The sequence below is a fragment of the Bowmanella dokdonensis genome (assembly GCF_017254865.1).
Taxonomy (GTDB): Bacteria; Pseudomonadota; Gammaproteobacteria; order Enterobacterales; family Alteromonadaceae; genus Bowmanella; species Bowmanella dokdonensis.
In genome coordinates, this window is the sequence record NZ_JAFKCV010000013.1 from 1 (window position 1) to 14184 (window position 14184).

Annotated in this window: 13 protein-coding genes; 5 read left to right on the forward strand and 8 right to left on the reverse strand. The window is 48.8% G+C overall.

The window, feature by feature from the left end; translation table 11 throughout:
• Positions 1–390: 390 nt before the first annotated feature.
• From J0A66_RS17445 to J0A66_RS17475, 7 genes are all read right to left on the reverse strand, one after another.
• Positions 391–1176 carry a class I SAM-dependent methyltransferase gene (locus tag J0A66_RS17445; RefSeq protein WP_206575136.1) on the reverse strand — a complete coding sequence of 262 codons (786 nt, stop codon included), beginning with the start codon at positions 1174–1176 and terminating at the stop codon, positions 391–393.
• Between the two features lie 12 nt (positions 1177–1188).
• Positions 1189–1833, reverse strand: coding sequence for a phosphoadenosine phosphosulfate reductase domain-containing protein (locus J0A66_RS17450; protein WP_206575137.1), 645 nt, complete (start codon positions 1831–1833; stop codon positions 1189–1191).
• 92 nt (positions 1834–1925) lie between these two features.
• Entirely contained in the window at positions 1926–2528 is a 603-nt protein-coding gene (locus J0A66_RS17455; protein WP_206575138.1) for a phytanoyl-CoA dioxygenase family protein, read from the reverse strand.
• 10 nt (positions 2529–2538) lie between these two features.
• On the reverse strand, positions 2539–3198 hold the full coding sequence (locus tag J0A66_RS17460; RefSeq protein ID WP_206575139.1) for a TylF/MycF/NovP-related O-methyltransferase: 660 nt from the start codon (positions 3196–3198) through the stop codon (positions 2539–2541).
• Positions 3191–3910 (reverse strand): acylneuraminate cytidylyltransferase family protein, encoded by a 720-nt coding sequence (locus J0A66_RS17465; protein ID WP_206575140.1) that lies wholly within the window; start codon positions 3908–3910, stop codon positions 3191–3193. The genes J0A66_RS17460 and J0A66_RS17465 overlap by 8 nt, the downstream gene beginning before the upstream one ends.
• Entirely contained in the window at positions 3907–4863 is a 957-nt protein-coding gene (locus J0A66_RS17470; protein WP_206575141.1) for a dihydrodipicolinate synthase family protein, read from the reverse strand. Before J0A66_RS17470 ends, J0A66_RS17465 begins: the two co-directional genes overlap by 4 nt.
• A 9-nt stretch (positions 4864–4872) precedes the next feature.
• Positions 4873–7116 (reverse strand): N-acetylneuraminate synthase family protein, encoded by a 2244-nt coding sequence (locus J0A66_RS17475; protein ID WP_206575142.1) that lies wholly within the window; start codon positions 7114–7116, stop codon positions 4873–4875.
• Positions 7117–7431: 315 nt separating this feature from the next.
• Between J0A66_RS17475 and J0A66_RS17480 the strand changes: the two genes are divergently transcribed.
• Positions 7432–8235, forward strand: coding sequence for a flagellin N-terminal helical domain-containing protein (locus J0A66_RS17480; RefSeq protein ID WP_206575143.1), 804 nt, complete (start codon positions 7432–7434; stop codon positions 8233–8235).
• 62 nt (positions 8236–8297) lie between these two features.
• On the opposite strand, the gene J0A66_RS17485 is transcribed toward J0A66_RS17480, so the two are convergent.
• Positions 8298–9227, reverse strand: a complete 930-nt coding sequence (locus J0A66_RS17485; protein WP_206575144.1) for a KpsF/GutQ family sugar-phosphate isomerase — start codon at positions 9225–9227, stop codon at positions 8298–8300.
• Positions 9228–9548: 321 nt separating this feature from the next.
• On the opposite strand from J0A66_RS17485, the gene J0A66_RS17490 reads away from it, so the two are divergent.
• The 4 genes from J0A66_RS17490 to fliE all read left to right on the forward strand — a co-directional run bounded on the left by J0A66_RS17490 (position 9549) and on the right by fliE (position 14180).
• The gene (locus tag J0A66_RS17490; RefSeq protein WP_206575145.1) at positions 9549–11006 is read left to right on the forward strand and encodes a sigma-54 dependent transcriptional regulator; all 1458 of its coding nucleotides are present in this window, start codon (positions 9549–9551) and stop codon (positions 11004–11006) included.
• 154 nt (positions 11007–11160) lie between these two features.
• Positions 11161–12276 (forward strand): sensor histidine kinase, encoded by a 1116-nt coding sequence (locus tag J0A66_RS17495; protein WP_206575146.1) that lies wholly within the window; start codon positions 11161–11163, stop codon positions 12274–12276.
• A gap of 4 nt (positions 12277–12280) precedes the next feature.
• Entirely contained in the window at positions 12281–13621 is a 1341-nt protein-coding gene (locus tag J0A66_RS17500; protein ID WP_206575147.1) for a sigma-54-dependent transcriptional regulator, read from the forward strand.
• A gap of 232 nt (positions 13622–13853) precedes the next feature.
• Positions 13854–14180, forward strand: coding sequence for a flagellar hook-basal body complex protein FliE (gene fliE, locus J0A66_RS17505; protein WP_206575148.1), 327 nt, complete (start codon positions 13854–13856; stop codon positions 14178–14180).
• The last annotated feature ends 4 nt before the right edge of the window (positions 14181–14184 follow it).

Below are 14184 nucleotides of genomic sequence, written 5' to 3' on the forward strand. Positions count from 1 at the left end.
CATGCTGCTTAATGGCCTTGATGATTTGTTCTTCGGTATAACGTTTTTTCATTCTGAGATCTCCATTGGCTCCAGTTTATTGGAAATCTCATCAAAGTCATGGTGTTAAATCTGGGGAGAAGGTCAGAGCCTGCCGCCAAAGCAATCGATTAATTTAACTCTGCATTATAGTTATTTCTCTGGTAAAGCATCAGGTTATGGCAGAGTAACTACGACTTACTCTGAGCCTGGAATTGAGTGTGTTGTAGGGGGATACTACCTATATTCCACACAAGGAGGAGTGCATGGAGTTGGAGCTTCTTTCTCCCTAAATAACGGAATGAAATTCTAAAGAAAATAATGAAGTAGAAACAGCTATTATTAAGGATAGCTGTTTCTAGTTGATTTCAGCTACCAAGTGGTTACAGGGGTTTTACCTATTTCCGAAGTGACTTTTTCCATAGATAATATCAAATTGGCAGGTTTTTCCGGCCCAATGGGTTGATCTATTTCTATGATTGATACATCGAAACCTGAATGATACCCAGCTGCGTAATATTCACATTTTCTGAAAAACGTATCGCTGCGTTCTTTATTTAATATCCGACCATATCCATTGAAGTTTTTCTCAATATCATTCTGTTTGTAATAGAAGGCGTTGGGTGTTTGATCAGCCATATATGGCTCCTGAGCAATTAAGAATCCCCCAGGCTTTATTGCACTATAAATTTCACTGAGTGTTCGCTTTAGGTTACTTGAATGATGTAAAGCACCCATAGCAACGACAAAGTCAAATTTGTCTTTAAGTACTATGTTGTTGAAACTACCCAATACATAAACTACTTTATCATCTGGTATGCCAAGTAGCTGAAAAGTCTGAGGTATCAACTTGGTGACAGCTGGCTCATTACATTCCATAGTATAAATAGTTCTAACTTCCTTTTTTGTTTTGGCTATGTAAGCTGAACACCACCCATCTCCAGCTCCTACTTCCAATATCTCACCTTTCAGTCTAATACCTTTTTCCTTTAATATTCTTTCTAGTGCATCAATTCTGAACTGTCTATTTGCAAGTATCCGATCTGCCGTCCTTTCGTTTTCACTAATATGCGAGTGTAGACCAGCGTGTAGTTCTCGTTCTTTAACTTTTAGAAGACTATCTGTACTTGGTGACCAGTCTAAGAAGTTTTCTTTCATAATTACGTTGCCTTAGAGTTGTTTTTCAAAGCAGGAGATAGGGAAGTGAATACCACACTCGCTGTGACCGTTTCGCTTTGTAATGTCTAAATAATGTACTTCTGACCTCAGCCTCCTACGAGCCATGTCACGGAGTACTTCATTAGATCCTAATTTATACAGAGGTGCCACTCTGACAATATTTTTCGAGTAAGAACTAAACACATCTAAGGTTTTTCTGTAGGCTGTTTGCTCTTCTCGGATGCCGGTGAACCAGAAGTCAGGCGATATCTGCTGTAGAGCTCTTTTGAATGGTTCGATCTTAATATCTTCGATAAATTGAAGTCGTTCATCTTCAGCCATTCTGTGGATGGCGTCCTTTGAGTACTTACGCTGAATATCGAAGTCAGGTCGAAAAATATTTATATTTAGCTTGTATTCATCAATTACGCTGTGGGCAAATTCAATGGTTTGTGCAGTATTAAAACCTGTATCAATCCATACCACCTGAATATCTGGCAGGATTTTTACTACTATATCGATAAGATAAATAGATTGTGGGCCAAACTTAGTTGTCAGTATGGGGTTGACAGATAAGCCAGAGACCATTTCTATTATTTGTTCTGGACTAAGGTTTTTACCTTGATTGTTCAGGTCCTTCACCGTCGATACTCTCATCTGAACAAAGCTCTCCGACCAGTATTTCTAACTCAGTATTTGTATCGGCCAATTATCTCAGGACATTAATGTTGACCCCCGCAACTGCAAGCCTACTCATTCTCCAGGTAAGTAAAATCGAATCGTAATACTCTTCTGGTCAGTCCGGGTCTGACCTGGCCGGCAAAATGAGGAATATTGGTATCAAAGAATATGATGTCGCCAGCTTCACCGGTATAAGCCGTGAATTGTTCAAATGGCACATCAACCCGGTTTAACATTGATGATTTGTAATCAGGTGGCAAAGATCGTCTTAGCATCTCATACTGCTCTGGATCCTGAGCAACTGCTGAAAAGGGCCCGTGCTCTGAAGTGACTTTGTCAACGTACAGCATCACTTTCAAATAACGCCGATAGTCTACATGGGGGATAAATGGGAGTGTGGTTGGATGGGTATCTTTGTGCTGGGTTTTAACTAACCAAACTTTTTCCAGTCTTGCGATTGAGGTCAGGGAAGTGTCAAGACCACAGACTTTTACAAGCAAGGTGTTAAAATCCTTATCGTATTCCACTTGGTGTCTCGTCAGTGAAGCAACATTTTCATAGTTAGGATTTCTCCATTTTTGGTAGTTCAATTCAAATAATTCACCCAATGCCGGGATATCCAAATTCAACGCATTGTAGTTCAGATGAATCGGTCCATTACGGAAATCCATACCCGCTACCTCAATGCTTGTTTTTTACAATAAAACTGGGGGACTTTGCATGAGGGAAGCGTTGAATCTTAACCGGCTTGTCCTTAAAAAACTCATCGACCGCCTGTGTTTCTCCTGGAAACACGGCGTAGTCGTCGAGTAATAAAACTCCTCCATTCACCAGTCTTGGCCAAATGTTTTCCAATATTGTGACTGCAGGCTCATAGATGTCAGTATCCAGATTGACCAAAGAAAATCTGGCCTGGGGATTGCCTGTCAACCAGGCGGGTAGGGTTGTTACAATATCGCCTTCGACTAACTCAATATTCGAATCCAGGCCCCGGCTAGAAAGAGATAATTGAAGATCTTGCTTTGAGATACTTTTCTCGCCAGCGCTGTCGATAAATTTCTTTCGTTGTTCCTTGTCCTGTTCAAACTCGGTTTCGGGAAAGTTACCAAAAACATCAAAACCTATAATCTTCTTGTTGTTTGCTGCGCCAAACAGGGCACGCATCATTGCAAAGCGACTGAGTGATGCACCTTTAAATACGCCAAATTCAACAATATCCCCAGCCAGATCAAGAGTTTGCTTGAATAATTCGTAATGACAAATGAACTTACTGATCCGCTGTGGTGAGCAGGACAGGTAGAAAGCGTTTTCATGCTCAAAGGCGTTGCTCCTATTACTCATATTTGGCTCCTGGACTTTCCGCCCTAATAAGATGTTCTGCCAGCTCGAAGTCGAAAGGCGTGTCGATATCAACGGAGTCTTGGCGTGGCATCAGGTAGGGGATGGCCTGCTGGTAAAAGGTCTTCAGACTCTCTTCGCGTAAATCATCGATGTTGCGGATATAGATAGCCCCATTAGGATGATATGCTGATATCTGATCCTGACTGCGGGTATTGCCTGTCACCATGGGACTATTCTGTTGAAGTGGCGTCCAGCTGTCATCCTCTCCTATAGTAAAGGCGAAGGAAACAGGCGCCTCGTATTCAACGGCAGAAAAGACCGGTGACTGTCGACTGGCTGATAAAGCCACCGCCTCATTAATGTGCTTGCTGGTTCTGAGCGGCATGGTTGGCAAAGCCAGTAAAAATTGTCCGCTCCTATTTTGAAAAATTTTGTCTACCTGCTGTTTGACGTAATCGAAAATTTTTACCTTGTCACCGGCCTGTTCTGGACTTCTGAAATCCAGCACCAGCTTGTCGCTCGGCACATGTTTTTTAACTATTTGCCAATACTCCATTGAATCGGTGGAAAAGATCACCTGCTCAACCGCCTCGGCCCCGACACATGCCTCAATGGTCCAGACCACCAGAGGCTTGCCGGCCAGTAGTTTGATATTTTTGCCTTTCAGTCGTTTGGAGCCTGAACGAGCGGGCACAAATGCGGTAAGGCTCATCGGTAACTCTCCCTAAATCGGGTCCATGCAAGACTAATTCGCCCATACACGTCGACCACCTCAGCGTATTCGGAATCACTGAGGTGTTTCAGCGGCATCCTGTCCCGTCTGTGCATTAGATTGGCAGCTTGCAGTAAGGCTTTATTGGTGCGGTGCCAGCCGTACTTTTTCACCACGCCTGAGAAGAAAGGCTCTTCCAACTGCTGGATGACAAAATTTATCACCTCTTCATCATCTTTCTGGCAGGCTTCCCAAAAAATTTCAGCTATACCCGCATCGATGATGGAGATACCGTTTAACCAGGCTCTGGCACCATGACTCATGTATTTCCTGAAAGTCTTTTTACCGCCCCCAGCAATAATAACCTTAATCTGAGGCTCCAACTCCAAGACCTTACGAGTGATGTCAAAGTCCTTTGCATCTTCTTTTATTGCTGCGATGTAAGGGACTTCGGGTAAACGTTCGAGTAAGGACATAGGCCAGTGCATCTGGGTTCCGTCATAACCCGATAGGAATGGCATTTCGTGAACCAATAGGGGGAATTGGGATTTTTCCCCTATGTACTGATAATGCTCAAGTATCTGCTCATCTGTAAAATGCTTCTCCCGCACCAGCAAAGAGATCAAATCGGCCCCGCACTCTTTAGCATGAAGGGTGAATTCCAGACTTTCTCTGGTTGAGCAATGAATAGGATCGCCAACAATGACGATATTGTCTTTATTCAACTGTTTCAGATGACGGATGCAAAAGGCGTTCAACTCCTTGATCTCCTGATGAGTCATCTGGGAGTAGCGGGAGTTATATGCCATTGCATAGAAGCGTTTCGCCCCTTGCTGGTAGAGCTTAGTCAGGTAGTTGCCAACCGCTTCATAATCAATTTCTTCAGTTTCTGTGAAACCTGTAAATATGGTGTACCAGGGACCATCCAGTTTTGCCTTTAATTCTTCAAACACACTAATACCTTAAGCTGCAAATTGATTTTCCAGGTAGGCGAGAGCTTTCCAAAAGCCTTCGCCATTATTCTTATGCCCTTGCCATATCTCAGGAATAAAGGGGGTGCTTGGTAAATCTTGCTGCAGAATTTTCCCGAGCTTCCTGAAATCAACATCGCCGTGGCCAATTTGGATTCCTTCTCCATCCAGGCCTTTGGCGTCGACAATATGCATGTGCACCACATATGGGGCGACTTTTCTGACGAAGTCGTAGAAGTCGTCCTTGTAAAAGTTGCATGCCATCATGGTGTGTGACACGTCGAGACAGACTTTTAGTAGACTTCGTTGGCAGAATTCTACTATCTCGTCAGCTCTGACAAACAAGTTGTGATGACTCTGCCCTCCAAAGTGCCAAGGAAACGGTGGCATAGTCTGTATGGCGAGCTGAATCCCACTTAAGTCAAGCTGTTGCAGTGAGTTATAAAGAACATCGTACTTTCTTGCTACATCAGCTTTACTCAGAAAACCTTTCGTATTCCAACCCCCGACATTTGCAACAACGATTGGTAGCTCAGTACTCGGGAAATACTGTTTAAGCTGATTGGTATGCTTGATCACTCTTTGCATTTCCCGAATCGATCTGGCTCTGTAATGTTCATTATCCGAAGCCAAATCGAGCAAATGATCGTGTTCGAAGAGCTCCGGCGCGTGGACAGCAAATCTCAGATCTGAGTTGTGCTCCAGATAGTCAGAAACATTCATATTGAGGTCGTGATATGACAAGTGAAACTCCACGAAATCCAACTTTACCTCTGAGGTCAAATTTTTGAAGTCGTGATAACGTATTGGAATGCCGTACGGGCGGGAAAACTGATAGATGCTTTTCTTGCTGAAGCCTCCAAGTATATCCGCTTCGTAAAAAACATCGCCAGCCTTAATGCGGCGATAGGTCTTTTTACCTATCAGTTCACTTATCCGATTGGGCTGCAAACCTTTACCCGGAGCTTTTACGGTCACCGAATCAGCACTTATGACAGTGCCGGGCTCCATGTCTTGTTTGGCAACAAGGCTTTTGGCCAGCACTTCCCGATTGATCATTTCCCCCTGAGTCAGATCCCTTGGTGCATCATCTCCCATTGCCTGTTCGACATTGCGAATTTCCCGTACCATGCTGGTGAGCTCTTCTGGTAGCAAGCTAACCTTGTGATCATTGCCCTCAAGGCTTCTGTCTGTGGTGATATGTTTCTCTATTACCTTAGCCCCTAATGCAACCGCTGCTATAGGTACCGACCACCCCCTTTCATGGCCAGAATATCCTACGACCCAATTGCAGAGGGACTCCAAGCGCTTTAAGTAGGTAAGATTGACATCTTTATAGGGGGTTGGATAGGTGGAGTTGCAATGAAGCAGAATGAACTGTGCTTTCCTATTTTCCAGAAATGCGACTGTTTCACGAATTTCATCTTCAGTAGACATGCCAGTCGAGCAAATCATTGGCTTACCCGTCTCTGCAATGGCAGCCAACAACTGAAAATTGGTGAAGTCTGCTGATGCAACCTTATATGCTTGGATGCCGTATTCTTCAAGCTTTCGCAAGGAGACCAGATCCCATGGAGTACACAAGGGGGTAACGTTTTTCTTGAGGCAGTAATCAAAAGCCTCAAACAATTCATCATCGGACAACTGATATTTGGATAGTAAGTCCAGCGTATACTGAGAGCCCAGATCCTCAGTATGTATGCCGTTGCTGTTATATAGCTCATCCATGGAGCGCATCTGAAACTTTACACAATCCACACCAGCATTGACTGCGGCATCAATCAGGTATTTAGCCAAAGCCAAATCACCCTGGTGGTTGTTACCTATCTCTGCGATAACAAAAGCCTGATCCTCGGCGGATATCCGGCGTTGAGCGATTGTCAGAAATCGGACGCTGTCCTCCGCAATAGCAACAAGATGTCCCGCATTATCAACCAAAGGAATTGAGCTACGGCGCTTCTTAAGTTGTAACTGGATTTCTGCTGTGCGGCTCTCTAAAGGCATTGAAAAACAACGGTCATTAAAGACTTGGTTTACTGGGGTCCTGAGATCAACCATCTCCTGTTTGATTGACCAGCGACGATAATCCCCATCTGCCAGACAACCTAATAGATGATTTTTCTCGTCGACAACATAAACAATCTTATGCTTGTTCTTTTCTATCTTGGCCAAAGCTGCTTTTAGTGAGTCGTCTGCGAGTACGACAAATGGCATTAGCTCTTTATATAAAACCACAGGGAACTCCACTTGCTCAGTATGAGGCGAAACGTGTTATTCGCCGAGCTTGTTGTCATGGTTATCGGCGATACACAGATTTCCCTTAATGTTGCCGACGGGAGTATCAACAAAGCTATACTGTTTTGTTTCATATGTATCTTTGTTAAGAATTCACGGGATGGCTTCAATTACAACGGCGACCAGCCGTCATGCGTTTGAGAGTATTGTTTCCACATACCAAAGTATTGCTATCCATACGCCACAACTATTTCATTGCTTACTTTCTCACCACCCCTTTGCTATCCTGTACGGGAGAGGATAAGGGGGTAGTCCATGTTAGAAATCAATGGCAACAGTTCCAACGCGTCTTTATTACAGCAGATCCAGAAGAAACAGGACAGCCTGTTTGAGAAGCTGGCGTCCGGCAAGCGTGTCAACAACGCAGCAGACGATGCCGCTGCGCAGCAGATTATTGACCGGCTGACCTCCCAGACCACGGGTTACCGCCAGGCCTATAACAATGCTTATGACGGCGTATCCCTGGCCCAGGTGGCCGAGGGTGGCTTGTCTGGCATCAGCAGTGATGTTAACCGTATTCGCGAATTGTCTGTCCAGGCCGGTAGCGGCATTCTGACCGACGGCGATCGCAAGGCGTTGCAAAAAGAAGTCTCCCAGTTGCAGGAGAATATCACCCGAACAATCGAACAGACGGAATTTGCAGGCAAGCCGCTGTTGAGCGGTGAAGGCAATATCGATTTTCTGGTAGGCTCAAACGGCGGTCAGTCCATCAGTGTGGGCACCAAGGACATAGCCGGTGGATTGAGTGATATTCTGAATGTGGATATCAGTACTGCTCAGGGTGCTGCCGATGCATTGGAAAGTGCAGATGCGGCGGTGGAGTACGTCGGTTCCGCCCGGGCAGATTTGGGGGCTACCCAGAACCAGTTTGAAAGTGCCGCCCGTAACCTGGCCAATGCAGAGGTCAATGTGGCTTCCGCTCAGAGCCGGATCCAGGATTTGGATTATGCCCAGGCGTCTTCGGACAAAGCCACCAGCGATATCCAGAATCAGGCTGCCATTGCTGTTCAGTCACAGGCCAATCAGCAGCGTGGGCAGGTGCTGTCCTTACTAAGCTGATAGTTGAGGTTTCAGATACAAAAAAGGGGCTGAGTCGCCCCTTTTTGCTGTGCGTAGCCAGGTTATTTTTTCACTATTCCAGCCAGCTTGCCGTCGGCCATCACCAGCAATGAGGTGATATGCAGTTGTTCCATCAGGGCAAAGGCCTCCGACATCTTGGCATTGATATCGATATTCTTGGGATTCAGGCTCATCATCTCCCCGGCCTTGTGATCAAACACATCTTTCTTGTATCGGGTGAAGCCCCGACGGATATCCCCATCGGTGATAATGCCGTATTGTCCGTTTGCGGCTTCGACAATGGCGATACCCAACTGGCCTGATGAAATGCTGTCCACCACCTCGGCAAAACTGGCCGTCTCGCTGACCAGGGGAAGATTGTCGGTAATCATTTCGTCCTGCACCCGGGACAGTAGGCGCCGTCCCAGGCTGCCGCCCGGATGGAAGCGGGCAAATTGCTCAGGTTGAAAGTCCCTGGCTCTCATCAGGGTCACAGCCAGGGCATCGCCCATGGCCAAGGTGGCAGTGGTGGAGGCAGTGGGGGCAAGCTGCAGCGGACAGGCTTCTTTCTCCACAGAGATATTCAGCACCGCGCTGGCTGCCCTGGCAAGGGTGGAGTCGAGCCTGCCTGTCATACCTACCAGAAAGTTGCCGTTTTCTTTTAAAAACGACAAAAGCTTGATGACTTCTTCGGTTTCACCGGAATTGGAAATGGCGATAAAGACATCTTCTTTGGCGATCATTCCCAGGTCGCCATGGTAAGCTTCGCCAGGATGCATATAGAAACTCGGGGTGCCGGTGCTGGCCAGAGTCGCAGCTATCTTTCGCCCAATCTGGCCGGACTTGCCCATGCCACAGACCACCACCCGGCCTTTAGCAGCCAGAATGGCCTGCACAGTGGTATCAAAATCCGGGTTCAGATTGTCTGCCAGTCGGCTGACAGCCGAGGCTTCAATGTCGAAGACCTCTTTGGCAATGGCCTGGTAATTCATGCTTAATCTCGTGTCAGAATGGCCGTGGCCGGGAGTAGGGGCATTTTCGCAGAAGCAGGTGGTGCTTGTCTAACCACATGCGCCTTCGGCACCACAACGAAAAGGATCTGTGGTGCTGGTGGAACTGCATATTATTTGAGCGAATCTTAACCTATTGATCATAAACCTGATTGACCCGGTTGCGTATGGTGGGCTAATGGTTAAAATCCTAGGTATCAAATCGACTTTCACATCATGTGCGAAAGTTCTTCCGCCGGCCGGGCTACCTTGTCCGGTTTATTTTCAGCGTGGGTTGTCAACACAACTTGAGGTCGCCAGGGTATGAGTAACATTCTGATTATCAGTGGGCATGAATCCCGCCGGATAAGTCTTCAGACCATACTCACCTTTATGGGCGAAACCTGTGAGTGTGTTTTACCCCAGCAGGGGGAGGCGGCCATTGCCCGTCAGGGTGCTTACGATGCGGTCCTGCTGGATGCAGAAAATACCAGTATCAATCAGGCACTGCTCAGCAGATTCCCGGCCCAGCCTTTTATTTTGCTGGGTGCGGACACAACTCCGGCCAAGAGTAATCTGGTGGGGGTGGTGGGCGAGCCCGTCACTTATCCACAACTCACGCAGATGCTGCACAGGTGCCAGGAGTACCTGCAACGACGTCCCGCCCAAATCGGCGTTCAGAATAAGACCAAGCTGTTCAGAAGCCTGATTGGCAAGAGCCCAGGTATTCAATTGGTTCGCCACATGATAGAGCAGGTGGCGCCCACCGATGCTAATGTACTGGTACTGGGCGAGTCCGGTACGGGCAAAGAGGTGGTGGCGCGGAATGTCCATTACCTGTCCAATCGAAAAGACGGCCCCTTTATTCCGGTCAACTGCGGTGCCATTCCTGGCGAGTTACTGGAAAGCGAACTGTTTGGCCATGAAAAAGGCGCCTTTACCGGTGCGGTCAGCAGTCGTAAGGGACGCTTCGAACTGGCCGAGGGAGGGACGCTGTTTCTGGACGAAATCGGCGATATGCCCTTGCAGATGCAAGTCAAGTTGTTGCGGGTTCTGCAGGAGCGCAGTTATGAAAGGGTGGGCGGAACCAAGCCCATCCAGTGTAATGTCAGGGTGATTGCAGCGACCCACAGGGATCTGGAGAGCATGATCAATGACGGTAAGTTCCGCGAGGATCTTTACTACCGTCTGAATGTATTCCCAATAGAGAGTCCCCCGCTCAGAGAGCGCCAGGAGGATATACCACTGCTGTTGCAGGAACTGGTTACCCGGGCGCTGAATGAGGGGGGCCGGACACTGAAATTTACCGAGGGTGCCCTGACCTCCCTGATGGAGCATCACTGGGCAGGCAACGTGCGTGAATTGTCTAATCTGGTTGAGCGCCTGTTGATTCTTTATCCGGATAAGGTGGTGGGAGTCAGCGACTTACCGCCCAAATATCAGCACCTCGAAGTCGACCCCTACCAGCCCGACTACCCTGAGGAGCTGCTGGAGCGGGAAGCCATCAATGCCCTGTTCGGGGATTCGGCCAGTGACGATGAAACAGATGAACAGCCTGACGAGTTTTCGTCCTCAGCAGGATCCTCAGTCCCTCAGAGTCTCCCTGAGACAGGAATGAACCTTAAAGAGTACTTGGCAGATCTTGAAGTGAACCTGATCACCCAGGCATTGGAACAACATCAATGGGTGGTGGCCAGAGCTGCAGAGACACTGGGCATGCGTCGCACCACCCTGGTGGAGAAAATGCGTAAGTACAATATGTCCAAGGACGAGTTGCCTTAATATCCCTTGTAACTTGTCAGCCAGTCCGCCATTTTTCTGGCATTCACCAATTTGTCACATAACCTATTGAAATTAAAGTCAGAATAATTCTGGCACGGTCTCTGCTTTGCCTCTTTGTCGATTTTATCTGTCCAAGTTTTGACATGAGGTAGCAATGGCAGCACATGGCCCATTGACAACAGAATCCCATGCCCTGGAAAACGTCAGCGTACCAGAGCCGCAGGAAATCCTGCGCCTGCAGCAGCAGGCTTCCCGTCTGGAGCATTTGCTTGAGGTGATGCCGGCCGGTGTGATTGTGGTTGACGGCAAGGGACAGGTACGCCAGGCCAATCAACTGGCTATCGAATTGCTCGGCGAGCCCCTCGAAGGTGAGTCCTGGCGGACCATTATCCAGCGCTCGTTTAAGCCCCGGGCCGATGACGGCCATGAAGTGTCCCTGCACGACGGCCGCAAGGTAAAGTTATCCATCTGTCCCCTGGAGCTTGAGCCCGGACAATTGATTGTGCTGACGGACCTGACCGAGACCCGACGTCTTCAACAGCAACTGAGCCATATGCAGAAACTTTCATCGCTGGGACGCATGGTGGCCTCGCTGGCCCACCAAATCAGGACCCCCCTCTCTGCTGCCATGCTGTATGGAGCAAACCTGCAGAATACCACCCTTACCCAGGAATCCCGCCACCAGTTTGCAGACAAGCTGATGGCCAGGCTCAAGGATCTTGAGCAGCAGGTCAATGACATGCTGTTGTTTGCCAAAAGTGGCGAGCAGCAGGTGGTTTCCGAATTGTCGCTGCAAAGTCTGATGCTGGAAGTGGAGGCGGGTGCCGAAGCCATGCTGGGTTCCAGACAGGCCTGCATGCACCTGGATTTGCCAGAACCGGACATCCTGGTGCTGGGCAATAAAACAGCACTGGCCAGTGCGTTGCAAAACCTGATTCACAACAGCCTGCAGGCCAACCCGCAGGGTTGTATTATCCAGTTGCGGGCCCACCGTGACAGTCACAAGGCCAACACCGTGGTGTTGTCAGTGAGCGATAACGGACCGGGGATTCCAGGCGCCAAGCTGGCGCATATCTTCGATCCATTTTTCACTACCAAGACTCAGGGAACCGGATTGGGGCTGGCGGTGGTCAAAGCCGTTGCCCAGTCCCATCAGGGGGCCGTGAAGGCCGCCAATACGCCGGAAGGGGGAGCCTGTTTTGAGATCCACCTGCCCATCTACCGTGAAGTGGAGAGTCTGCCACCATTATCCGCTGCGAGAAGGAGTTAATTCCATGAGCATCAGTAAAGTCCTGATTGTCGAAGACGATGCCGGCCTGCGTGAGGCCCTGGTGGATACCTTGCTGCTGGGTGGCTATCAGATCCTGCAGGCAGACTGTGCCGAAACGGCCTTATCCCTGCTGGGACAGGAAAACGTCGATTTGGTGGTCAGCGATATTCAGATGGGACAGATGTCAGGTCTGTCTCTGCTCAGAAGCATCAAACAGAAATATCCCCACCTGCCGGTGCTGTTGATGACGGCCTACGCCACTATCGACGATGCAGTTAAGGCAATGCGCGACGGCGCCACCGATTACCTGGCCAAGCCTTTCGCGCCTCAGGTGCTGTTGAACCTGGTGGGCCGCTATGCTCCGGCCAACAAGGTGGAGTCCTGCCAGCCGGTGGCGGCAGACCCGGTCAGCATCAAACTGCTGGAACTGGCAACCCGGGTTGCCCGGGCCGATGCTACCGTGATGGTATTGGGCCCCAGCGGATCAGGCAAGGAAGTGCTGGCCCGTTATATTCACGACCAGTCGCCCAGGGCCGAGCAGCCTTTTGTAGCGATCAACTGCGCGGCGATTCCAGAGAACATGCTGGAAGCCACCCTGTTTGGCTATGAAAAAGGGGCCTTTACCGGGGCCCTGCAGGCTTGTCCCGGAAAGTTCGAACAGGCCCAGGGCGGTACCATATTGCTCGATGAGATCACTGAAATGGATCTCTCATTGCAGGCCAAGTTACTGCGTGTCCTGCAGGAAAAAGAAGTGGAACGCCTGGGCAGCCGCAAGACCGTGACCCTGGATGTAAGGGTACTGGCTACCAGCAACCGGGATCTGCGTCAGGCTGTACAGCGGGGCGACTTCCGTGAAGATCTCTACTACCGGCTCAATGTCTTTCCGCTCACCTGGTTGCCCCTCAATCAACGGCCTGGTGATATCGTGCCCCTGGCTCAACACCTGATTGAGCGGCACAGTCAGAAATCCGGCAATAAGATTCCTGCACTGTCAGCGGCGGCCCGCAATAAATTGCAGCAATATGCCTGGCCAGGCAATGTCAGGGAACTGGAAAATGTTATTCAACGAGCCCTGATCCTGGCCATGAATGAGCAGATTGATGCCTCTGACCTGATGCTGGAAAGTGATATTCCGATCCATCAGGAGGAGCCTGAGTCTTCTGAGGCTGAGGGCGGCAAACTGGGTATGGAGTTGCAATATCAGGAGCATCAGATCATTCTGGATACCCTCAAGTCCTGTAACGGCAGTCGTAAAGCTGTTGCAGACAAGCTGGGTATCAGCCCACGCACCCTGCGCTACAAACTGGCCAGAATGCGTGAAGTGGGTATCGAAGTCCCTGCGTAAATTTTATAGGGTGACGAGTAACAGGTAACGAGTAACTTGGTTGCTTGACAAGTTACGGAGATTGCTACCATTTCCGTCACCCGTCACCCGTCACCCGTCAAGTTGCGCCAAAATCCCGTCAAACCTCTAACCAATATGCGTAAGTCGTTGAAAAGTATATTAAAAATATTGTGGCACTGGTATTGCTTTAGTCTTGGCAGATAGCTTAATTACAAGCGGTGTGAGAATTCCCATGGATATAAAAGCCCAATCATTGTTCAGCGAAATGCAGTCTCTGGCCAAGCAGGCCAACGTAGGACTGGAACAGGCGCAGCCGCTGGTAACCAATCCCAGTTCGCAGAATTTTGGCGATATGCTTAAGAATGCCCTGGATACGGTCAATGACCTGGGATACGCCTCCAAGGACAAACAAGTTGCCTTTGAAATGGGCGACAAGAGCCTGAGTCTGGTGGACGTGATGGTCGCCAAGGAAAAAGCGGGTATTGCCTTTGAAGCCACCGTCCAGGTGCGCAACAAAGTGCTTGAGGCCTACAAGACCATTATGAACATGCCGGTGTAATGAG

What these genes read in the sequence shown, in the direction of transcription:
- J0A66_RS17460 (WP_206575139.1), bottom strand. Translation starts at nt 3,198, where the DNA reads ATGAGTAATAGGAGCAACGCCTTTGAGCATGAAAACGCTTTCTACCTG.
- J0A66_RS17485 (WP_206575144.1), bottom strand. Translation starts at nt 9,227, where the DNA reads ATGAATTACCAGGCCATTGCCAAAGAGGTCTTCGACATTGAAGCCTCG.
- J0A66_RS17455 (WP_206575138.1), bottom strand. Translation starts at nt 2,528, where the DNA reads ATGGATTTCCGTAATGGACCGATTCATCTGAACTACAATGCGTTGAAT.
- J0A66_RS17480 (WP_206575143.1), top strand. Translation starts at nt 7,432, where the DNA reads ATGTTAGAAATCAATGGCAACAGTTCCAACGCGTCTTTATTACAGCAG.
- fliE (WP_206575148.1), top strand. Translation starts at nt 13,854, where the DNA reads ATGGATATAAAAGCCCAATCATTGTTCAGCGAAATGCAGTCTCTGGCC.
- J0A66_RS17490 (WP_206575145.1), top strand. Translation starts at nt 9,549, where the DNA reads ATGAGTAACATTCTGATTATCAGTGGGCATGAATCCCGCCGGATAAGT.
- J0A66_RS17465 (WP_206575140.1), bottom strand. Translation starts at nt 3,910, where the DNA reads ATGAGCCTTACCGCATTTGTGCCCGCTCGTTCAGGCTCCAAACGACTG.
- J0A66_RS17445 (WP_206575136.1), bottom strand. Translation starts at nt 1,176, where the DNA reads ATGAAAGAAAACTTCTTAGACTGGTCACCAAGTACAGATAGTCTTCTA.
- J0A66_RS17450 (WP_206575137.1), bottom strand. Translation starts at nt 1,833, where the DNA reads ATGAGAGTATCGACGGTGAAGGACCTGAACAATCAAGGTAAAAACCTT.
- J0A66_RS17495 (WP_206575146.1), top strand. Translation starts at nt 11,161, where the DNA reads ATGGCAGCACATGGCCCATTGACAACAGAATCCCATGCCCTGGAAAAC.
- J0A66_RS17500 (WP_206575147.1), top strand. Translation starts at nt 12,281, where the DNA reads ATGAGCATCAGTAAAGTCCTGATTGTCGAAGACGATGCCGGCCTGCGT.